Source organism: Pseudoalteromonas aquimarina, from assembly GCF_049257255.1.
In the GTDB taxonomy this organism is placed as follows: domain Bacteria; phylum Pseudomonadota; class Gammaproteobacteria; order Enterobacterales; family Alteromonadaceae; genus Pseudoalteromonas.
Genome location: NZ_JBMMUG010000001.1, coordinates 733,806 through 752,836, shown reverse-complemented (window position 1 = coordinate 752,836; position 19,031 = coordinate 733,806). Strand labels below are relative to the sequence as shown.

Here is a 19,031-nt window from a genome sequence, read left to right as displayed (position 1 = left end):
AGCAAAATCAGGAAAATCGTATTTTACTGAATGCAGAGATAGATAGGAATTAAATGTTTACTGGTATTGTACAAACAAAGGCGTCGGTGGTATCTGTTTCCACAAGTGGTGAAGTAATGCGCCTAGTTTTGTCTACACCCAATGCGTATTTGAACCATTTAGATATTGGCGCGAGCATTTCAATCAATGGTTGCTGTTTAACCGTAGTGCATTATGAGCTTGGTAATAAAGATGTGGTTGGCCAAGTACATTTTGATGTCATTGATGAAACGTTAAAACTGACCAATTTGGGGCAGCTTAAACAAGGGCAAAAAGTAAACTTTGAACGCTCAGTGACATTTGGTACTGAAATCGGCGGGCATATTGTTTCTGGCCATATTCACACAGTAGCGCGCGTTGAATCAATTGAACGTGAGCAAGATAATTGTGCGTTTTACTTATCGTTACCTGAAAAGTGGCTTAAATATATTAATTATAAAGGTTTTATCAGTGTTAACGGCTGTAGCTTAACGGTTGGTGAAGTGCACCAAAATGGCTTTTATTTGCATTTGATCCCAGAAACGCTCGAAGTTACCAACTTAGGCTTAGCGCAAATTGGTACCGAGTTTAATATCGAGGTTGATCAACAAACTTATACTATTGTTGAAACCATTGAGCGATATATGAAATCAAAAGGGCTATAAGGGGCGCATTGCGCCTCTTTTTTTTTGCCCAATAAACTTAGAAAACTTGTTCGTCGTCGCTGTCGACGCTTAGCTCTATTTTGTTGTAAATCCTATCAATATGCATATTGAGATGGATAGGGTTGCAACATGCAGCACAATCTTCATAGTAATCTTGATCGCCAGAAGTGGTGTCCATCTCTACATCAACATGATGGCCACAATGAGGGCATGAAATACGTTGAAATTTATGGTCTCGCATAACAGTTTCCAACAACAGTAATACTTGTTTAAGTGTAGTTGAAAACTGATTTTTCACCTGTTTTTGCGCTTAGTCTAGACTATAACTTTGCTGGATTTTAACGATGCTTAAATGGGCATCTTCAATATATTGATTACCAAACAAATTTCCATGATTGAGTAAATGATAAAGATTATAGATGTGCTTACGCTGTTGGTATTTATCTGATAAAGGGTAGGTGTCGTTGTATCCTTGATAAAACTCGTGATGAAATTTACCAAACAGTTCTGTCATCGCAATGTCGGCTTCTCTGTCACCATAATAACAAGCAGGGTCGAATACTGACGGATTCCCTTTACAAAAACCAAGATTACCGCGCCATAAATCACCGTGTAAAAGAGAAGGTAAACAATGGTGGGTATGTAAAATCTGTTTAACAGTATCAACAAACTGGTCTATATCGACTAAATGTATCTGTTTATCAGCAAGAAGTTGTAATTGATATCCTATACGCTTTTCAGCAAAGAAAATATCCCAATGTTTATGCCACTCGTTTGGCTGTGGGGAGTCGCCAATATAGTTATCAGTGTCAAAACCAAACATTTCTTGACGGTGTTTTTTATGGAGTTTTGCAAGCGTTTCCCCAAATGCATACCAGTTTTCAGGAGTCCCTTCGCTTAAATCCAACCATTCAATAACATGGTATGCAAACTCAGTGCTTTGGCCGACCAATATTGAATCGGCAACATAAAACACACTTTCTGTTGTGAGTGTGTTTAAACATATACGTTCTTGTTCAAACTTATCTAAATAGTCTTTTGTTGCCACTTTTACAAAGAAAGACTGTTTGTCATCACTTAACTTATAAAGTCGTTCTTTACGTGAAGAGGCCAATTGGCTTTTCGTTGCAGATGAGAAATCTCTGTGTAACACAACTGATAATTCATTGAGTAATGAGTTCCACATAGGGGTTCCTTTAACGATTTAGCATAAAGGCTTAATGAAATCGTTAGCATACTTTCACAACTATATGGTGAATTCATCTAAGCCTGAAGTAGTTGCACAAAGTAACTATAGTCAAGGCAGATAAATTTTGAGCTTTGTTTACAAAAAAGCACATAAATATGGCGATTATTCGTTTTTTGCCTTGCCTAGGGTTAAGGGCAAACTTTAAAATAGCCGCGATTTGGGTTTAGCTTATTTTGGAGGGTTAGTTGAACAAGCACGCTATCACCAATGTTGTCGCAGTTTTATTAACAGTTGCTGGTTTTTTCTTGTCGTTACCATGGCTGTTAAGTATTGGTTTATTTGCTTTGTCAGGCGCTTTAACTAACTGGCTTGCGGTACATATGCTATTTGAAAAGGTGCCAGGTCTTTATGGCTCAGGGGTTATTCCAAATCAATTTGAACAAATTAAAGACGCGATAAAGCGCTTGTTTATGTCGCAATTCTTCACGCAAGAAAACATTAATAAATTAATGTCGGCAGAGCTTGATAACAGTGAAACAGGCATCGACTTTACACCGATTATTGAAAACACCGATTTAAACCCAGCGTTTGATTCATTGGTTGATGTAATCGAAAACTCACAGTTTGGTGCGATGCTTGGTATGTTTGGTGGTACAGCTGTGCTTGAGCCGATGAAACAACCGTTTATCGAAAAAATGCAATCTTCATTGATTGAGATTAGTAGCTCAGAAGTATTTCATAACACGGTGCAAACACAATTAACGTCAAATACCAGTGCCGAAAAGCTACAGTCAAAAATTGAAGCGATTATTGAAGCGCGTCTAGCGGAATTAACGCCTGAACTTGTAAAAGAGCTTATTCAGAATCTCATTAAGGAACACTTAGGTTGGCTTGTTGTATGGGGTGGGGTATTTGGTGGTTTATTTGGCTTACTTGCCCATTTTATTTAACAGCTTGTTGTAAGCTTCATGAAAAAACGGAGGGTTGTCCCTCCGTTTTTTGTTTGTCTCGTCATTACTTACTGCCTGAGATATACACCAATTCTTTTTTTGCCATTGCTAAATCTTTAATGCTTGTTGATGTACTCACATCTAAATTCATGAAGTTACTTGTACGGTTAAGGCCATACACACTTGCAAATTCTGCGAGTGACATATCATTGCAAGCTAGTTTGTCATCAATTTGATGCTTTTTAACACGATTATTCTTAATCGCTTTTTGCATTTTTAACGGTTTATTTGATGCAAACGCCATACAAAGCTCAGTGCCTGGCGAATTATCTAAAGCAACAAATTGTGTATCTGCTGATGCGTTTGCTGATGCAAGTAGTGTTGCGCTAACTAGGGCTGCTGCTAAAACTTTCATGTTAAATTCCTCATTCCAACATTATTTAAATTAAAGTGTTCACGTTTTGTTTGAACGTACTTATATAGTCGCTGAAAATCAGAAAAATGCTGTTAATCTAACGTGACAGGGTGTAAAAGAGTATTTCAAATGTGTCGAGCAAATAGAAAAAACGCCACTTTTCATGGCGTTAATATGTGTAGTTTGCAATAAATTGGGAAAATTATTTTTAAACTTTTTACCAATCGATGCCTTTACGCGCTTTTACGCCGTTATCAAACGCGTGTTTTACATTGCGCACTTCTGAAACGGTGTCAGCAAGCTCTTCTAATTTTCGATGTGCCGCTCGCCCTGTAACAATCACTGATTGCTCTTTTGGACGGTTACTTATTGCTTCAAGTACATCATCAAGATCAATATAGTCGTAGTTGATCATATAGGTGATTTCATCGAGTACCACTAAATCAATCTTGTCATCACTAAGAGATTTTTTAACTTCTTGCCAAACACTCTGTGCAGCTGCTGTATCAGAATCGCGGTTTTGAGTCTCCCAAGTAAAACCTGTAGACATCACATGGAAAGTGGCGCCTGCACCTTCAAGCAGATTGCGCTCACCACACTCCCAGCCACCTTTAACAAACTGTGCAACAACTGCTTTTTGGCCATGGCCAACAGCACGTGCAACGGTACCAAAAGCGCTGGTGGACTTGCCTTTACCATTACCGGTAATTACCAGGAAAAGTCCTTTTTCAATGGTGGCCTTTGCCACTTTTTCGTCGACGGCTTTTTTGATTTTTTCTTGACGTTTTTGATGTTGTTCGAATTTATCTGACATTGTTAATCCAAAAAGAGAAGTAATAGGCAATATACAAAGACTTCAAAAATTTGTTGAGCTGCGCCCAAGCAATCTCCAGTATAACCATTTATATGTTTTTTAAACCAAGCGATTAGTACGGCTCTTACGATAAAGCAGCTCACAATCAAGATGATTAGTTGAGCGATAGTAAAACCCACAAATAATAACATTACACAAACGCAAGCAAAGGTAAGCCAAAGTCGGTTTTCTGCACTCATTGAGAGGTGTTTAGCCACTGGTTTAACTTTACTCAGCGAATCCGCTGTAACGTAAGGACATTTACCAATAATGCTGGTGGCAAATGTTCTACTTACGGTATGTGCAATAATAAGTAAAAGCAAAATATGGCTGCTTGCTACTAATACTTGGTACTTAATCGCAAATAAAGATATAAGCGTAAGGGTACCATAGGTGCCGAGGCGAGAGTCTTTCATGATTTCAAGTTTCTTGTGGGGCTCAAAAGCGCCACCAAACCCATCTGCAACATCGGCAAGGCCATCTTCATGAAAGCCACCTGTTAGCATATAACCAATTACAATCACCAAAACAACAGCGAGCTCAACTGGAAATAGCAGCGAAAGAACATAAAAGCTGGCTGCCAGGATTGCTCCTATCAGTGCACCAACTAATGGGAAATAGCCTGTCGCTTCATTAAGTTTTTCATTTGAGTAATCAGTTATTTTAACTGGAATACGCGTTAAAAAACTAAGTGCTAATTTAAAAAGTGAGACTTCATAGGTTAGATTCATTAAAGCGTTATTCCTAAATCGTCAAAGCTTGCCATATGGTTGTAAAAATTAACGGCTGCTTGTATTAAAGGAAGCGCAAGCGCAGCACCCGTACCTTCGCCAAGGCGAAGCGATAAATCAAGCAGCGGTTCACAGTTAAGTAGTGCGAGTACCTGCTTATGAGCTGATTCATTTGAAACATGGGCAAAAATAAGGTGGCTTTTAATCTGTGGTTCAATTTCAAGCGCTATTGCCGCGGCAGCGGTGACAATAAAGCCATCGACAATAATTAATTTATTCTGCTTAAAGGCTGTAAGCATTGCAAAGGCCATTGTTGCTATTTCGAAACTACCAAGCTCCCTTAAAATATTTTTTGGCTCGGTTGAATCTATGCGTGAAATCGCTTTATCTATAAGACTGCGTTTTATAGCTAGCTGGTCATTATTGATCCCAGTACCAACACCGACAATATCGTTTGCACTTAAACCAAACAGCTTTGCAAAAATCGCACTCGCAGGGCTGGTATTGGCGATACCCATTTCACCAAAGCCAATAATATTGGTATTTAAATTAGTTATAATTTGTTCAGCGTTAATTTGGGCTTGTTGAAATTGTGAATCTGATAGTGCAGGGACTTCACTGATATCGCCACAGCAATTACCCAAGCGCGCATTAATTAACTTTGTATGTGCTGGTAATTCGGTTTGAATACCGCAGTCAATAACGTGTAATTGCCAATCAGTATCTTTAATAAAACTGTTTATAGCAGCTTGGTCGTTGATAAAACAATTCACCATTAAGCTTGTAACATCACTTGGTGCAATACTTACATTGTGTTTTGCAATGCCATGATCGCCTGCAAAAATAAGTAAACTTGGGTTTTGTAAATGGAGTTTGTTATGTGATGGTTCGGTGATTTGAACCCCAGCTATTTGCGCAGCAAGGCTTTCAATTTTGCCAAGTGAACCAACGGGTTTAATTTTACCATTGATGGTGTTTTGAATGAGTTGTGTCAAGTCAATGCCAGTAGACATCTGGATTTCCAATATTTTTTTAGCTATTGTGCGTGACAAACCCAAGAGGAACAAGGGCTTTTAGAAAGAATGAATAAATATTTAGTGATTGGCGGTGTGCGTTCTGGCAAGTCGCGACATGCTGAAAAATTGGCGGAACAATTTGCACAAGAGCAAAACGCGAATGTTATTTACGTAGCCACTGCCGAAGCATTTGATGATGAGATGACAAAGCGAATTGAACATCATAAAGACGCGCGCCCTGTACATTGGCAAACACGTGAAAGCGGCCCTAAGCTCACACATACGCTAGCGAAAATCGACAATAAAGCGGTTATTCTTATCGACTGTCTAACTGTTTGGCTCAATAACTGTTTGTACTACGAAGAAATTGATTGGCAAAGTGAAAAAGCGTTATTTCTTGAATGGCTTCAACATACAGAGCAGACAGTCATTATGGTAACTAATGAAGTAGGCTTTTCAATTACGCCTGACAATACACTAGCAAGACAATTTGCAGATGAACAAGGTTGGTTAAATCAAGCTGTAGCCGCCATTTCAAATAATGTGACCTTTACCATTGCAGGCATCCCTTATGAGCTCAAAAAAGACTAATATCTATTTGCTTCGCCATGGTTTACCAGAAGGTGATAATTGCCTTAGAGGCATTACTGACTTTGCAATTACAGAGCTGGGACTTGAGCAAATGGAAGTTGCTGTAGCCAATTTACAATTTGATGCTGTTATTTCATCGCCACTTAGCCGTTGTGCATACTTTGCAAAGCAATTAGCAACAAAACAGATGGCTAACTTTATTGAAAATCCTGATTTAGCAGAAATGAATTTTGGAGATTGGGATGGGCAACTATTGAGTGAACTGTTCGAGGAATCAAACACTAATATAATGCTCTTTTTTGAATGCCCATACGAAGTTACACCGCCAAATGGTGAAACTATGACGCACTTTAATCAACGGGTTACCAAGGTATTTAACAGCTTATGTAAACAATATTTAGGCAAGCAGGTGCTTTTAGTAACCCATGCCGGTGTAATGCGCGAAATTGTGCAATTTGTGTTAGGTATTCCACCTCATTTATCTTGTCATCAATCGCTTCATTTAGACTATGCCAGTTTAATAAAAATAAGTGTTATTGAAGACAAGGATCAGCTTTATTTCCGATTGCATTTGTAATGTTTACATTTGTTTATGGCAAATACGCGTGTGTTTACCGTAAAAGTGTGCAATTGCGTTTTTTATTAGATACATTTAAACAGTATTTTTTCGGAGAATAACAATAATGCAAAGATTTATCCCTTCTGCGTTAGTTGTTGCGATGTCACTTGGTTTGGCTGCTTGTAACAAACAAGCACCGCAAGGTGAGCATGTATCAATTAACAAAAACCCATACCCGAGTACTTATCAACCGTATGAAAGTGCTGAGCTACTAATTAAAAATGCCACAGTATTAACTGGTACTGGTGAGCGCTTAGATAATGCAGATGTATTAATCTTAAATGGTAAAATTTCACAAGTTGGTGAAAATTTATCGCATGCAAGTGCACGCGTTATTGACGCAAATGGTAAGTGGGTAACTCCAGGTATCATTGATGTTCACTCACACCTTGGCGCTTATCCTAGCCCATCGGTTGAATCGCACCAAGATGGTAACGAAATGACCAGCCCTAATACTGCTTATGTTTGGGTTGAACATTCAATTTGGCCGCAGGACCCAGGTTTTAATTCTGCCCGAGCTGGTGGTATTACGTCACTGCAAATTTTACCTGGCTCTGCAAACTTATTTGGCGGGCGTGGTGTAACACTTAAAAATGTACCAGCGCACACCATGCAAGCAATGAAATTCCCAGATGCACCGTACGGCTTAAAAATGGCTTGTGGTGAAAACCCGAAACGCGTTTATGGCTCTCGTAAAATCACGCCATCAACACGTATGGGTAATATGGCGGGCTACCGCAGCGCATGGGCAGAAGCGACTGAATACAAGCGCGCTTGGGAAAAGTATGACGCTGATCACAAGTTAGGTTTAGCTGTTGATGCCCCTGAACGTGATATTAAGCTTGATACCTTACGTGGTGTGCTTGACGGTGAGATTATGATCCATAACCACTGTTATAAAGCCGAAGAAATGGCGATGATGATTGACCTATCAAAAGAGTTTGGTTATCACGCGGGCACTTTCCACCACGGTATTGAAGCATACAAAATTGCTGATTTACTAGCAGATAACGGCAGCTGTGCTGCACTTTGGCCAGATTGGTGGGGCTTTAAAATGGAAGCCTACGATATGGTTCAAGAAAACATTGCAATTGTTGATGCAGTTAAAAATTCATGTGCCATTGTTCACTCGGATTCTGACACAACTATTCAGCGTCTAAACCAAGAAGCTGCAAAAGTAATGTACCGCGCTAATGAAAACGGTTTTGATATCAAAGAAGAGCATGCGATTCGTTGGATCACGCAAAATGCGGCTAAATCATTAGGTGTTGATGACAAAGTAGGTAGCCTAGAAACAGGTAAACAAGCTGACGTCGTTATTTGGAACCAAAGTCCTTTCAGCGTATACGCTAAAGCTGAGCAAGTATTTATCGATGGTGCAAAAGTATATGACCGTTCTGATGAAAAATACCAAGCGAAAAGTGACTTTATGTTAGGCCAGCAATAAGGATGATAACAATGAAATTATTTAAAAAGACCTTACTTGCTGCAGCGGTTTTAAGTTCTGCAGGTGCAATGGCAAAAACAACCGCAATTATTAATGCTGATATTCATACTGCAACAGAGCAGGGTGTACTTAAAAATTACAGCTTATTAATTGAAGATGGCAAAATTGCAGCAATTAGTAACCTTAAACTTGATGCAGATGAGATTATTGATGCTCAGGGTAAAATTGTTACACCTGGTTTTATCGGTAGCATGAACCAACTTGGTTTAGTGGAAGTTGGCGCAGTTGCATCATCACGCGATGGTAACGAGAAAAAAGGCGGTATTACATTTGATCCGTCACTTGCGTTTAACCCTAAATCAACATTAATTGCCTATGCACGTAAAGGTGGCATTACCCGTGATGTGATTGCACCTAGCTGGGGCGATGAGCCATTTGTTGGTTTAAGCTCAACAGTAAATTTAAGCGGTGAGTTTGGTACGAGCGTTGTTGATAGCCAAAATGCCATTATCGTGAATTTAGGTGGTACTAAAGACGGTTCTCGTGCAGCGTCACTTGCTAAGTTCATCGATAAACTTGAAGGTCAGCAAACGAAACTTGAGAAAAAGTCTGATAAAAAAGACGATAAAGCAGAGCCTTCAAAAGAAGAAAAGCTATTAACCGCTGCGCTTAAAGGTGAAAAGCCGATTGTTGTTCGTGTATCACGTGCCCAAGATATGCTTGAACTTATTAAAGTGAAAGAGCGCTTTGGTATTGATTTAGTATTATCAGGTGCAGAAGATGCATTACCGATTAAAGCTGAACTTGCAGCAGCAAAGGTACCTGTTATTTTAAGTGCAATGGCAAACCTACCTGGAAGCTTTGATTCACTTAATGCGTCACTCACAACAGCGGGTGAATTAGAAAAAGCAGGCGTTCAAGTTGCGCTAACAATTGCAGGTGACAGCAGCCATAATGTATATCAATTACGTTATGATGCAGGTAACGCTGTTGCTTATGGTATGAGCCGTGAAGGTGCGCTTAAAGCGATTACCAGTAATGTTGCAGACATCTTTAATATTGAAGATGCAGGTAGTATTGCTGTTGGTAAAGCTGCTGATTTAGCAATTTGGTCAGCTGATCCATTTGAAATCAGTTCGACACTTGAAAAAGTGATGATTAACGGTGTAGCAGTTTCTACAGAATCTCGCCACGATAAACTTCGTGACCGTTACATGGCTGAGAGCAATATGCCACGTGCTTACACTAAATAAGGCTCAAGCATATAAAAAAAGGCGCTTAAAGCGCCTTTTTTTATACTTTGTTGTAAGTGCGATGCGTTAGTTCGATATACGCAGTTACAAATGCCGTTTCTTGAAACTTTTTAAGACCGGTATCCTCAAAATCAATTGGGATTGGGTTTTTCTTTAATTGCTCTTTCATTTCAGTTGGGTTGAGTAATACAACACGCATACCGTCGATAAGTTGCAATACAGCTTCTAATTTGAACCCTTGCGCACTGCCTGCAAATTTACCTTTTTGTTGACGCTCTTTAATTGCAATCGTATCTACTTGGTAATCTTGCATTAACTTAGCAAAATCAAATTGAAACTTACGAATTGATTCAGCATCTTTACTATTTGGTAAAACAAAACGCGTTTGACGTACATCGCGAATATCAAATACGTCGTTGTCTTTTGCTAATACACAAATTAAGGCTTCAGAGCCTTTAATTTCAACACCACATGTTCTCATTGGGGCATTCCTAACTAAAAATTTTGGCTAGTTTACCACAGGGTTAGCAAATAACATTAGCGCATAACAAGGAAATGCGTCAGCAAATAACATAAAATGTTAGCAAAGGGTGATTGTGACCATTGCATGATCCGTGGCGACATTAATTTCATCTTGGCTTATGTGACTATCCAGCACGTTAAAATTAAGCTCTTTTAAATTCAGCTGACTTAATATCGATTCAGGGCAAACAATATAATCAAGCACACTGCCATTACCATAATAATAGTGCGTCGGTTTACGGGTTAATAAAGAGCTGAGATAAAAACTATCGAGTAATTTAAGGTCAACATCTAGGTTGTCTTTAAACTCTGTATGTTCGGTAAAGAAAGCTAAGTTAGATTGAATCGCTTGCTGATTAAAATCACCCATAACAAATGTGGCTAAAGGATTACTAACTTGCTGAGTGATAAAGTCGAAATAAAGCGCCATTGCTTCATCACTGCGCTGTTTATCAGAAAGCAAACGCCCAATATGTTGAATGCAATCTGCTGGCATAGTTTGGTACTTTGGATGTTCTTCAACAAAATCAGTGGCACGTTTAGACTTTAAATGTGTGCCATAGAGCCTAATATGACCATATTTAGGGTGTTCCATTTCACAGTTTATGACTTCGCGCGATAGCGGTGCCATTTGCAAAAAAGAGGGGTGGTTTATTCTGCGAACATTTGTGAGCGGGTATTTTGCTGCAATTACCACTATTGGGCGTTTAAAAAGGTAGGGGTTATTGGCATCTAACACCGCTTCATCGCAGGTCGCAAAGTGACAAAGACCCAGTGGCGAAATTAAGTCACTTAATTCATTGAGTGAGAAGACTTCTTGAAAACAAACAACATCAGGAGAAGTAGCGTTTAGTAACTCAAAAAGCCAAGATTGCTTTTGCTGCCACTGTGATTTTGTGTAGCTTGATTCAAAATCATAAAAGCAATAGGGCGGTGCACAATAATTACATAAATTAAGCGTGGCGATGGTCAGTGACATTACGGTTACTTCTTCACAAGATTGACTTAAGTATGTGGCTTTTGGAAAATTAGTCAATCATTGCGCTTTCTCCTTGTATTTAATAATTTGCTAGTTAAAATAACTGCTTTACTTTCATGAGCCGAGTATTTAAGTAACCACACTTATTGTAAAAGTGTTTTAAATACTGGACTCACTTTATTAACTGCATGTGATGCATTGTAGGCATCACCACTGTAGCAAGGATTAAACATGCCAATTATTACTCTTCCAGATGGCTCACAACGAGCATTTGAAAACCCTGTTTCTGTATTAGACGTAGCATCAGATATCGGTCCTGGTCTTGCCAAGGCAACGATTGCTGGTCGCATTAATGGCGAGCGTGTAGACGCATGTCAACTAATTACCGAAGATAGCCAACTGGAAATCATTACCGCAAAAGACGACGATGGTTTAGAAATCATTCGTCACTCATGTGCTCACCTTTTAGGCCATGCAATTAAACAACTCTACCCAGATGTTAAAATGGCGATTGGTCCGACTATCGATAATGGCTTTTACTATGACATCGATATGGAGCACTCATTAACAGCGGAAGATCTAGAAAAACTAGAAAAGCGCATGTTAGAGCTTGCTAAAACAGATTATGACGTTGTTAAAAAAGTTGTGTCATGGCAAGAAGCTCGCGATACGTTTGAAGCGCGTGGCGAAACTTACAAGATTGAAATCTTAGACGAAAACATCAGCCGTGATGACACACCAGGTTTATACCACCACGAAGAATACATTGATATGTGTCGTGGTCCGCACGTACCTAATATGAAGTTCTGTCACCATTTCAAAATCATGAAAGTTGCTGGTGCATACTGGCGTGGTGATTCAGAGAACAAAATGCTACAGCGTGTTTACGGCACAGCGTGGGCAGATAAAAAGCAATTAAAAGCGTACTTAAAACGTCTTGAAGAAGCTGAAAAGCGTGACCACCGTAAAATTGGTAAAGCGCTTGATTTATGGCACTGGCAAGAAGAAGCGCCAGGCATGGTGTTTTGGCATAACGATGGCTGGAGCATTTATCGCGAACTAGAAGATTTCGTTCGTGAAAAACTGCGCGAATACAAATACGAAGAAGTAAAAGGCCCATTTATGATGGACCGTGTACTTTGGGAAAAATCAGGTCACTGGGATAAATATGGCGATGCGATGTTTACCACTGAATCTGAAAAGCGTGAATATGCAATCAAGCCAATGAACTGCCCAGGTCACGTTCAAATCTTTAACCAAGGTTTAAAATCATACCGTGATTTACCACTGCGTATGGCTGAGTTTGGTTGTTGTCACCGTAACGAACCATCAGGTGCTCTTCATGGCCTAATGCGTGTACGTGGCTTTACGCAAGATGATGCTCACATTTTCTGTACAGAAGAGCAGGTAATGGAAGAAGTATCATCATGTATCAAAATGGTATACGACACATACGAAACATTCGGCTTTGAAAAAATCGTTGTAAAACTATCAACGCGTCCAGAAAAGCGCATTGGTGAAGACGAAATGTGGGATAAGTCTGAAAAAGCATTAGCTGATGCACTTGATGCAAATGGCATTGCCTTTGAATACTTACCAGGCGAAGGTGCATTCTACGGTCCGAAAATTGAGTTCACTCTATACGATTGTTTAGAACGTGCGTGGCAATGTGGTACAGTACAGCTAGATTTCGCATTACCAGGTCGTTTAGGTGCAACTTATGTTGCGGAAAATAACGAACGTAAAACACCGGTGATGATCCACCGTGCGATTTTAGGTTCAATCGAGCGTTTCATCGGTATTTTAACTGAAGAATATGCGGGATTATTCCCAACTTGGCTGGCACCAAAACAGGTTGTGGTAATGAATATTACCGACAAACAGTCTGAATATGTGACAGAAGTTGTAGAAAAATTGAATAATCTTGGATTTAGAGCCTGTGCTGACTTGAGAAATGAGAAGATTGGCTTTAAAATTCGCGAGCATACTTTAAAACGTATTCCTTACTTATTAGTGATTGGTGATAAAGAAGTAGAACAACAAGAGCTAGCAGTAAGAACACGTACTGGTGAAGATCTTGGCAAACTGAAAGTTGAAGACTTTATTGCTAAGCTTGCTGAAGAAGTTAAAAATAGAAAATAAAATAGTGCAAGGTGTGTATAAATAATGTACATTACGCACCTTGTTTTTAATCTTGGTATTTCGTGGAGGAACGAACCATTAGAGGCGGAAAAAAGAGCCCAGCGGCTCAAAAAAATCGTATCAACGAAGAAATTACAGCAAAAGAAGTCCGTTTAGTAGGCTTCGATGGTGAGCCATTAGGCGTAGTTAGCTTGCAAGAAGCGTTTGAAAAAGCAGATGCTGCTGGTGTTGATTTGGTAGAAATTAGCCCAAATGCAGAGCCACCTGTTTGCAAAGTAATGGATTTCGGTAAGTTCATCTTTGAAAAAAGCAAAGCACAAAAAGAACAAAAGAAAAAGCAGAAGCAGATCCAGATTAAGGAAATTAAATTCCGTCCAGGTACTGACATCGGTGATTATCAAGTTAAATTACGCAGTTTAACTAAGTTCTTAGAAGCGGGCGATAAAGCAAAAGTTACTATTCGTTTCCGTGGTCGTGAAATGGCGCACCAAGAAATCGGTATTGATTTATTAAACCGCATTAAAGACGATTTACAAGACATCGCTCAAGTTGAGTCTTTCCCTAAAAAAGTGGAAGGCCGTCAAATGATTATGATGATGTCTCCTATTGCTAAAAAGTAATAGTGAAAAGATAAACTAGGTATAAAGTGAGGTTTTAAGCCTCCACCTTGTTTAGCCGGTTAAAGTGAAATTTATTTCCACCGGTAATTGGTAGTAAGTTAGGCCTGCAAAGTGAATGCAAATTCCGCCTACTTGCTGAATATTAAAGCAATATCAATTGGAGTTATTGCAATGGGCTATAAATTAAAAAGCCACAGAGGTGCTGCAAAGCGCTTCAAAAAGACTGCTTCAGGCGGTTTCAAGCGTAAACAAGCGCACTTACGTCACATTCTGACTAAGAAATCTTCTAAGCGTAAGCTTCACTTACGTCCTAAGGCTATGGTTCATAAGAACGATATCGGCCTTATCAACCGTATGTTACCATTCGCTTAATAGGGGTTTTTAGTCATGGCAAGAGTTAAACGCGGTGTTATCGCACGTGCACGTCACAAGAAAGTTTTAAAGCAAGCTAAAGGTTACTACGGAGCACGTTCACGTGTTTATCGCGTAGCGTTCCAAGCAGTAACTAAAGCAGGTCAATACGCTTACCGCGACCGTCGCGCTAAGAAACGTACTTTCCGTCAATTATGGATTGCACGTATCAACGCGGCAGCACGTCAGAACGGTCTATCTTACAGCCGTTTCATTAACGGTCTTAAGAAGTCATCTGTTGAAATCGATCGTAAGATCCTTGCAGATATCGCTGTATACGACCAAGTAGCTTTCGCAGCACTAGTTGCTAAAGCAAAAGAAGGTCTAGCTGCTTAATCTTTGATTAAAACGCTTTACAGATTTAAAGGGAGCTTTTGCTCCCTTTTTTAATGCTTAGTTCTTGATGAGGAATTGTTTTTAGCAATTCGTCCATGAAGCTGGGTTACATCGGTCATCCTTGACCTCACCTCATTGCACTGCAAGACTTGGGTTACTTCAGGCTTCCTGCCTTACACCCTCTGGGCCAGTATCGCTGTTCAATAATATTCCCGATATTATTGTGGTTACAATTCGCCTGAATCCTGAACCCTATCTCGACTTCGTTAAAATGCTGTCCATTAAGCGGGTTGATAAAATACGCTTTAAGTAGCCAAATAAATAGGTAGGGAAGGTCACATAGTAACGTGGCTTTGCATGTTTAGCTTCAATGGCATGTAGTAACTTTTTATAAACGGCTTCTGGGCCAAGTGTAAATGGCTGTGCTTTACCCTTCACTTCAAGGCGGGCTTGTTGTTTTAAATAGTTTTCATAGTGGGCACTGTTTTCTGCGTCAATCTCAGCACTAAAAAATGCGGCTAAAGCATTATCACGGAATTTCGATTCAATTGGGCCTGGCTCAATTAAACTCACCTGAATATTGGTATCTGATAGTTCTTGGCGCAGTGTGTCAGTTAAGCCTTCTAGTGCAAATTTACTGGCGTTATAGGCACCGCGATAGGGTAAAGTAACTAAACCTAACACAGATGAGTTTTGAATAATGCGGCCTTGGCCACGCTCACGCATATGTTTTATGGCAAGGCAGGTCAAATGGTGCCAACCAAAAAGATTGGTTTCAAATTGCGTTCTCAGCGCATGTGTTGGTAAATCTTCCACGGCACCAGGCTGACCATACGCACCGTTATTAAACAGCACATCAATATGACCAAGAATATCGAGTGCTTGGCGATAACCACTTTCAATACTGGCTTCACTTGCAAGATCGAGCTGTACACTGTGAATGCCTTCTTGTTGTAAGCGCGAAACGTCTTCTAATTTACGGCAACTGGCGACAACCTTATAGCCTCGCTCGCTGAGTGCTTTTGCACAGTAATAGCCAATACCACTTGAACTACCTGTAATTAGTACTGTTTTAGTCATAAGTTCTGATTTTAAAGAATAATTGGCCCTACCTTAACGCGTTCAATTGCAAATTCAAGTTAATTTGATTACCGTAAAGCCAAATTATTATAAAGAATTAACACGCATGTTTTTAAACGCTTTATTATTGACTGCGAGCCTTTCTGCAGTTGATCACTTACCACCACTAACAACATGGCAAGGTCAAAGTGAACGTCTTTTGCAACCAACTAATCCACTTGCAACCCAATTTGAACTTTCAAATGGAGTAGTATCACCCAATTACCAAGATACAATGGCGTATCTTGATAAGTTAGCGAGTGAGAATAGCGCACAATTTAAAATTGATACCATAGGTACGAGTGACGCTGGTCGGTCAATAAAAATGCTTATCGCCAGTGAAACGGGTCAAATTGATAAAAATAAAGCGACTATTTTACTGCAGGCAGGTATTCACTCAGGTGAAATTGATGGTAAAGATGCTACTTTTATGTTACTTCGCGATATAGCACAGGGGCAACGTAATGACATTTTAAAGCGTGTAAATTTACTGTTTATTCCGATTTTAAACGTGGATGGCCACGAGAATGCCAGCCGTTTTAACCGCATTAACCAGCGTGGTCCTGAAGTGATGGGGTTTCGCACCAATGGTCGCAATTTAAACTTAAACCGTGACTACACTAAGCTTGAAACGCCGGGTGTTCAAGCCGTCATGCGTGTGATTAATCAGTATCAACCGGATATGTATGTTGATATGCATGTTACTGACGGCGCGGATTATCAGTACGACATTACGTATGGTTCGACGCCGAAGTTTGCCTCGGAATCGCCAAAAATTGCCGCGTTTATTGAAGATAAAATTAATCCAGCTATAGATGCCAAACTTACTCGCTTTGGTCATACCCCAGGGCCATTAGTCTTTGTTATGAATAAACGCGAGCTAAGTGAAGGTTTGGCAGGGTGGGTGGCAACACCCCGGTATTCAAATGGTTGGGGCGACCTTAATAATTTACCGACCATATTGCTAGAAAACCATTCACTCAAACCATATAAACAGCGTGTACTTGGTACTTATGTGTTTTTAGACGGTGTTATTGATGCGGTTTCTAGTAATTTAACTCAGTTGCGCCGTGTTGTTAAAATTGAAAAAGATTTTATGCCGCGTGAATTAGTGGTTGCACGAAGTTATAGCAAAACGCCTAAGCATATTGATTTCTTGGGAATTGAGTACGAGAAATTCTTTAGTGAGTTAAGTAATCAACAAGAAGTACGCTACACCGGTAAAGCTAAAACTTACGCTAAATTACCTATATTTTGGCGCGAGCAAGTGGTTGAAAAAGTGAAGGTGCCTACTGCGTATTATTTACCAAAATCATGGAGCAATATAGCTGCAAAATTACAAAACCATGGCATTAAATTAGAACGTGCCTATGGTGTTGTTGATCACTTAAAACAAATTCAAGTGGTCGATCATCAATTTGCCAAAGCACCATTTGAAGACCGTTTACAAGTATTCGGTAAATTCGATTATCAAAACGTACCCAGTGTCGATTTAAGTGATTATTTTAAGATAAGCACAGCGCAAATCAGTGGTAAACTTGCGGTACACTTGTTACAGCCAGAAGCCGAAGACTCATTTTTTAGTTGGGGTTACTTTAATAGTATTTTCCAGCGTACTGAGTATTCAGAAAACTATGCGCTTTTGCCATTTGCAGAAAAAATGCTGGCAGAAGATGCAGTATTAAAAAGAGAGTTTGAAGATAAGCTGGCAGCAGATAAAGAGTTTAAAAAAAGCCCGAAAAAACGTTTAGAGTGGCTTTACAGTAAAACCCCATTCTATGATGGTGGTTATTTACATTACCCAGTATTAATTGATTATGAGTAAATGATGTTAGACGTATTTACAAATCCAGTCACACCGTTTGCACAAAATGCAAATCTACTTGTGTGCCAAACAACAAAGCAGGCAGTACTGGTTGATCCCGGTGGTGATATTGAAACGTTAGTCGCAGCAGTAAAGGCTGCAAATGCAGAACTTAAAGCTATTTTGCTTACCCATGGTCATCTAGATCATGTTGGCGCCGCAAAGCAATTATCAGAAACATTCAATATCGATATTGTTGGTCCACATCTTGGCGATAAGTTTTGGCTCGATGCATTACCGAGACAAAGTGAGATGTTTAACTTCCCGATGGCGGAGGTTTTTACACCAACGAAATGGTTAGATGCGGGTGATAGCTTTTCATTTGGCGATGTGACACTTGAAGTGCGCTTTACCCCTGGCCACACGCCTGGCCATGTGATTTTTGTAGAACACACAACAAAACGTGTATTTGTAGGTGATGTGCTATTTAAAGGGTCAGTTGGTCGTACTGACTTCCCAGGTGGCAATGCCGCACAATTAAAAAACTCTATTGAATCTGAAATTTACAGTTTGCCAGATGACTATACGGTATTCCCAGGGCATGGACCTTGCACAACCGTAGGTTATGAAAAACAAACGAACCCATTTACTAGTGGTCGTTTTGGCTAAATAGAAAGAAATTGGCAGACGAGATCTGAATTCTATAGTATTATTTAATCCTTAATGAGTTAATTTAAGAATAAGCTATGTCATTAAACCAAGTAGATCGTCAAATACTCGCATTAATTCAAAAAGACGCGAGCTTATCAACGGCTGAAATAGCAGACAAAGTAGGATTGTCGCAATCTCCATGTTGGCGCCGTATTTCTCGTTTAGAGCAAGAAGGGTATATTAAAGGCAAAGTTGCCATTTTAGAGCCGAAAAAACTTGGCTTTGATATGTTGGTATATGCACATGTTAGACTCTCAAGCCATGGACGTGCTCAATTAGCTGAGTTTGAAGAGCTTATCCAAAGTTATGATGAAGTGACAGAGTGTTACACTATGGCTGGTACCATGGACTTTATGTTACGCATCATATCTAAAGGCATTGAAGGTTATGAGCTGTTTGTTCGTGATAAGTTATTAAGCTTAGATTATGTGCAGGAAGTTCATTCAAACGTGACTATGACGTGTGTAAAACGCTCAACATCGTTACCAATTTAATAACAAATCGCGTTTTATCTTTTTAAAAGCCGCCATTTAGGCGGTTTTTTTGTGAATTTTATTAAATTGTTATAAACCGCTCATTCTGTTAAAATTCGCGCCCTCAAAATAGACTAAAATAAAGTCATAACAGCAAATTTTGCTCA

At 39.6% G+C, this 19,031-nt stretch carries 22 protein-coding genes; 13 read left to right on the top strand and 9 right to left on the bottom strand.

Translation table 11 applies throughout. From position 1 onward, the window contains the following. The first annotated feature begins 53 nt into the window (after positions 1–53). Positions 54–683: a riboflavin synthase subunit alpha gene (locus AAEU29_RS03455; protein ID WP_421972069.1), complete on the top strand. Its 630-nt coding sequence runs from the start codon at positions 54–56 to the stop codon at positions 681–683. A gap of 37 nt (positions 684–720) precedes the next feature. On the opposite strand, the gene AAEU29_RS03450 is transcribed toward AAEU29_RS03455, so the two are convergent. Next, positions 721–924 carry a CPXCG motif-containing cysteine-rich protein gene (locus AAEU29_RS03450; protein ID WP_274760072.1) on the bottom strand — a complete coding sequence of 68 codons (204 nt, stop codon included), beginning with the start codon at positions 922–924 and terminating at the stop codon, positions 721–723. A gap of 69 nt (positions 925–993) precedes the next feature. Continuing rightward, positions 994–1,869 (bottom strand): fructosamine kinase family protein, encoded by an 876-nt coding sequence (locus AAEU29_RS03445; RefSeq protein WP_421972068.1) that lies wholly within the window; start codon positions 1,867–1,869, stop codon positions 994–996. Positions 1,870–2,117: 248 nt separating this feature from the next. Between AAEU29_RS03445 and AAEU29_RS03440 the strand changes: the two genes are divergently transcribed. After that, positions 2,118–2,822 (top strand): DUF445 domain-containing protein, encoded by a 705-nt coding sequence (locus tag AAEU29_RS03440; protein ID WP_421972067.1) that lies wholly within the window; start codon positions 2,118–2,120, stop codon positions 2,820–2,822. A gap of 64 nt (positions 2,823–2,886) precedes the next feature. On the opposite strand, the gene AAEU29_RS03435 is transcribed toward AAEU29_RS03440, so the two are convergent. The 4 genes from AAEU29_RS03435 to cobT all read right to left on the bottom strand — a co-directional run bounded on the left by AAEU29_RS03435 (position 2,887) and on the right by cobT (position 5,834). Continuing rightward, the gene (locus AAEU29_RS03435; RefSeq protein ID WP_421972066.1) at positions 2,887–3,237 is read right to left on the bottom strand and encodes a DUF3718 domain-containing protein; all 351 of its coding nucleotides are present in this window, start codon (positions 3,235–3,237) and stop codon (positions 2,887–2,889) included. A 217-nt stretch (positions 3,238–3,454) separates the two neighbouring features. Beyond that, the gene (cobO, locus tag AAEU29_RS03430) at positions 3,455–4,051 is read right to left on the bottom strand and encodes a cob(I)yrinic acid a,c-diamide adenosyltransferase (protein WP_421972065.1); all 597 of its coding nucleotides are present in this window, start codon (positions 4,049–4,051) and stop codon (positions 3,455–3,457) included. A 2-nt stretch (positions 4,052–4,053) separates the two neighbouring features. Beyond that, positions 4,054–4,821, bottom strand: coding sequence for an adenosylcobinamide-GDP ribazoletransferase (gene cobS / locus AAEU29_RS03425; protein WP_421972064.1), 768 nt, complete (start codon positions 4,819–4,821; stop codon positions 4,054–4,056). Next, a complete protein-coding gene (cobT, locus tag AAEU29_RS03420) occupies positions 4,821–5,834 on the bottom strand; it encodes a nicotinate-nucleotide--dimethylbenzimidazole phosphoribosyltransferase (RefSeq protein WP_421972063.1) in 1,014 nt (337 codons plus the stop codon). Before cobT ends, cobS begins: the two co-directional genes overlap by 1 nt. 69 nt (positions 5,835–5,903) lie before the next feature. Here cobT and cobU point away from each other — a divergent pair, with 69 nt between their 5' ends. The 4 genes from cobU (at position 5,904) to AAEU29_RS03400 (ending at position 9,747) form a co-directional block, all read left to right on the top strand. After that, positions 5,904–6,428 carry a bifunctional adenosylcobinamide kinase/adenosylcobinamide-phosphate guanylyltransferase gene (cobU, locus tag AAEU29_RS03415; RefSeq protein WP_421972062.1) on the top strand — a complete coding sequence of 175 codons (525 nt, stop codon included), beginning with the start codon at positions 5,904–5,906 and terminating at the stop codon, positions 6,426–6,428. Beyond that, the gene (locus AAEU29_RS03410; protein WP_421972061.1) at positions 6,409–7,005 is read left to right on the top strand and encodes a histidine phosphatase family protein; all 597 of its coding nucleotides are present in this window, start codon (positions 6,409–6,411) and stop codon (positions 7,003–7,005) included. Before cobU ends, AAEU29_RS03410 begins: the two co-directional genes overlap by 20 nt. 106 nt (positions 7,006–7,111) lie before the next feature. Next, positions 7,112–8,494 (top strand): amidohydrolase, encoded by a 1,383-nt coding sequence (locus AAEU29_RS03405; protein ID WP_421972060.1) that lies wholly within the window; start codon positions 7,112–7,114, stop codon positions 8,492–8,494. A gap of 11 nt (positions 8,495–8,505) precedes the next feature. After that, positions 8,506–9,747, top strand: coding sequence for an amidohydrolase family protein (locus tag AAEU29_RS03400; RefSeq protein WP_421972059.1), 1,242 nt, complete (start codon positions 8,506–8,508; stop codon positions 9,745–9,747). 40 nt (positions 9,748–9,787) lie between these two features. Here the strand turns inward: AAEU29_RS03400 and AAEU29_RS03395 are convergent, their stop codons facing one another. Both AAEU29_RS03395 and AAEU29_RS03390 read right to left on the bottom strand, forming a co-directional pair. Beyond that, the gene (locus tag AAEU29_RS03395) at positions 9,788–10,228 is read right to left on the bottom strand and encodes a DUF3010 family protein (RefSeq protein WP_421972058.1); all 441 of its coding nucleotides are present in this window, start codon (positions 10,226–10,228) and stop codon (positions 9,788–9,790) included. Between the two features lie 99 nt (positions 10,229–10,327). Further along, positions 10,328–11,305, bottom strand: coding sequence for an endonuclease/exonuclease/phosphatase family protein (locus AAEU29_RS03390; protein ID WP_421972057.1), 978 nt, complete (start codon positions 11,303–11,305; stop codon positions 10,328–10,330). A gap of 174 nt (positions 11,306–11,479) precedes the next feature. Between AAEU29_RS03390 and thrS the strand changes: the two genes are divergently transcribed. The 4 genes from thrS (at position 11,480) to rplT (ending at position 14,757) form a co-directional block, all read left to right on the top strand. Then, a complete protein-coding gene (gene thrS, locus AAEU29_RS03385; RefSeq protein ID WP_421972056.1) occupies positions 11,480–13,390 on the top strand; it encodes a threonine--tRNA ligase in 1,911 nt (636 codons plus the stop codon). 62 nt (positions 13,391–13,452) lie between these two features. Continuing rightward, positions 13,453–14,010, top strand: a complete 558-nt coding sequence (gene infC / locus AAEU29_RS03380) for a translation initiation factor IF-3 (protein WP_372768734.1) — start codon at positions 13,453–13,455, stop codon at positions 14,008–14,010. 171 nt (positions 14,011–14,181) lie between these two features. Continuing rightward, positions 14,182–14,382, top strand: a complete 201-nt coding sequence (gene rpmI / locus AAEU29_RS03375; protein ID WP_010560234.1) for a 50S ribosomal protein L35 — start codon at positions 14,182–14,184, stop codon at positions 14,380–14,382. Between the two features lie 15 nt (positions 14,383–14,397). Then, positions 14,398–14,757 (top strand): 50S ribosomal protein L20, encoded by a 360-nt coding sequence (gene rplT, locus AAEU29_RS03370; RefSeq protein ID WP_010387194.1) that lies wholly within the window; start codon positions 14,398–14,400, stop codon positions 14,755–14,757. Positions 14,758–15,009: 252 nt separating this feature from the next. Here the strand turns inward: rplT and AAEU29_RS03365 are convergent, their stop codons facing one another. Then, entirely contained in the window at positions 15,010–15,837 is an 828-nt protein-coding gene (locus AAEU29_RS03365; RefSeq protein ID WP_421972055.1) for an SDR family oxidoreductase, read from the bottom strand. A gap of 106 nt (positions 15,838–15,943) precedes the next feature. Between AAEU29_RS03365 and AAEU29_RS03360 the strand changes: the two genes are divergently transcribed. The 3 genes from AAEU29_RS03360 to AAEU29_RS03350 all read left to right on the top strand — a co-directional run bounded on the left by AAEU29_RS03360 (position 15,944) and on the right by AAEU29_RS03350 (position 18,885). After that, positions 15,944–17,701 (top strand): M14 family metallopeptidase, encoded by a 1,758-nt coding sequence (locus AAEU29_RS03360; protein ID WP_421972054.1) that lies wholly within the window; start codon positions 15,944–15,946, stop codon positions 17,699–17,701. Between the two features lie 3 nt (positions 17,702–17,704). After that, on the top strand, positions 17,705–18,349 hold the full coding sequence (locus AAEU29_RS03355) for an MBL fold metallo-hydrolase (protein WP_421972053.1): 645 nt from the start codon (positions 17,705–17,707) through the stop codon (positions 18,347–18,349). 77 nt (positions 18,350–18,426) lie between these two features. Beyond that, positions 18,427–18,885 carry an Lrp/AsnC family transcriptional regulator gene (locus AAEU29_RS03350; RefSeq protein ID WP_372768726.1) on the top strand — a complete coding sequence of 153 codons (459 nt, stop codon included), beginning with the start codon at positions 18,427–18,429 and terminating at the stop codon, positions 18,883–18,885. Positions 18,886–19,031: the final 146 nt, after the last annotated feature.

Excerpts from the sequence above, each read along its gene's own strand:
- AAEU29_RS03455 (WP_421972069.1), top strand. The coding sequence starts at position 54 with ATGTTTACTGGTATTGTACAAACAAAGGCGTCGGTGGTATCTGTTTCC.
- AAEU29_RS03450 (WP_274760072.1), bottom strand. The coding sequence starts at position 924 with ATGCGAGACCATAAATTTCAACGTATTTCATGCCCTCATTGTGGCCAT.
- AAEU29_RS03445 (WP_421972068.1), bottom strand. The coding sequence starts at position 1,869 with ATGTGGAACTCATTACTCAATGAATTATCAGTTGTGTTACACAGAGAT.
- AAEU29_RS03435 (WP_421972066.1), bottom strand. The coding sequence starts at position 3,237 with ATGAAAGTTTTAGCAGCAGCCCTAGTTAGCGCAACACTACTTGCATCA.
- cobO (WP_421972065.1), bottom strand. The coding sequence starts at position 4,051 with ATGTCAGATAAATTCGAACAACATCAAAAACGTCAAGAAAAAATCAAA.
- cobS (WP_421972064.1), bottom strand. The coding sequence starts at position 4,821 with ATGAATCTAACCTATGAAGTCTCACTTTTTAAATTAGCACTTAGTTTT.
- cobT (WP_421972063.1), bottom strand. The coding sequence starts at position 5,834 with ATGTCTACTGGCATTGACTTGACACAACTCATTCAAAACACCATCAAT.
- cobU (WP_421972062.1), top strand. The coding sequence starts at position 5,904 with ATGAATAAATATTTAGTGATTGGCGGTGTGCGTTCTGGCAAGTCGCGA.
- AAEU29_RS03410 (WP_421972061.1), top strand. The coding sequence starts at position 6,409 with ATGAGCTCAAAAAAGACTAATATCTATTTGCTTCGCCATGGTTTACCA.
- AAEU29_RS03405 (WP_421972060.1), top strand. The coding sequence starts at position 7,112 with ATGCAAAGATTTATCCCTTCTGCGTTAGTTGTTGCGATGTCACTTGGT.
- AAEU29_RS03400 (WP_421972059.1), top strand. The coding sequence starts at position 8,506 with ATGAAATTATTTAAAAAGACCTTACTTGCTGCAGCGGTTTTAAGTTCT.
- AAEU29_RS03395 (WP_421972058.1), bottom strand. The coding sequence starts at position 10,228 with ATGAGAACATGTGGTGTTGAAATTAAAGGCTCTGAAGCCTTAATTTGT.
- thrS (WP_421972056.1), top strand. The coding sequence starts at position 11,480 with ATGCCAATTATTACTCTTCCAGATGGCTCACAACGAGCATTTGAAAAC.
- rpmI (WP_010560234.1), top strand. The coding sequence starts at position 14,182 with ATGGGCTATAAATTAAAAAGCCACAGAGGTGCTGCAAAGCGCTTCAAA.
- rplT (WP_010387194.1), top strand. The coding sequence starts at position 14,398 with ATGGCAAGAGTTAAACGCGGTGTTATCGCACGTGCACGTCACAAGAAA.
- AAEU29_RS03365 (WP_421972055.1), bottom strand. The coding sequence starts at position 15,837 with ATGACTAAAACAGTACTAATTACAGGTAGTTCAAGTGGTATTGGCTAT.
- AAEU29_RS03360 (WP_421972054.1), top strand. The coding sequence starts at position 15,944 with ATGTTTTTAAACGCTTTATTATTGACTGCGAGCCTTTCTGCAGTTGAT.
- AAEU29_RS03355 (WP_421972053.1), top strand. The coding sequence starts at position 17,705 with ATGTTAGACGTATTTACAAATCCAGTCACACCGTTTGCACAAAATGCA.
- AAEU29_RS03350 (WP_372768726.1), top strand. The coding sequence starts at position 18,427 with ATGTCATTAAACCAAGTAGATCGTCAAATACTCGCATTAATTCAAAAA.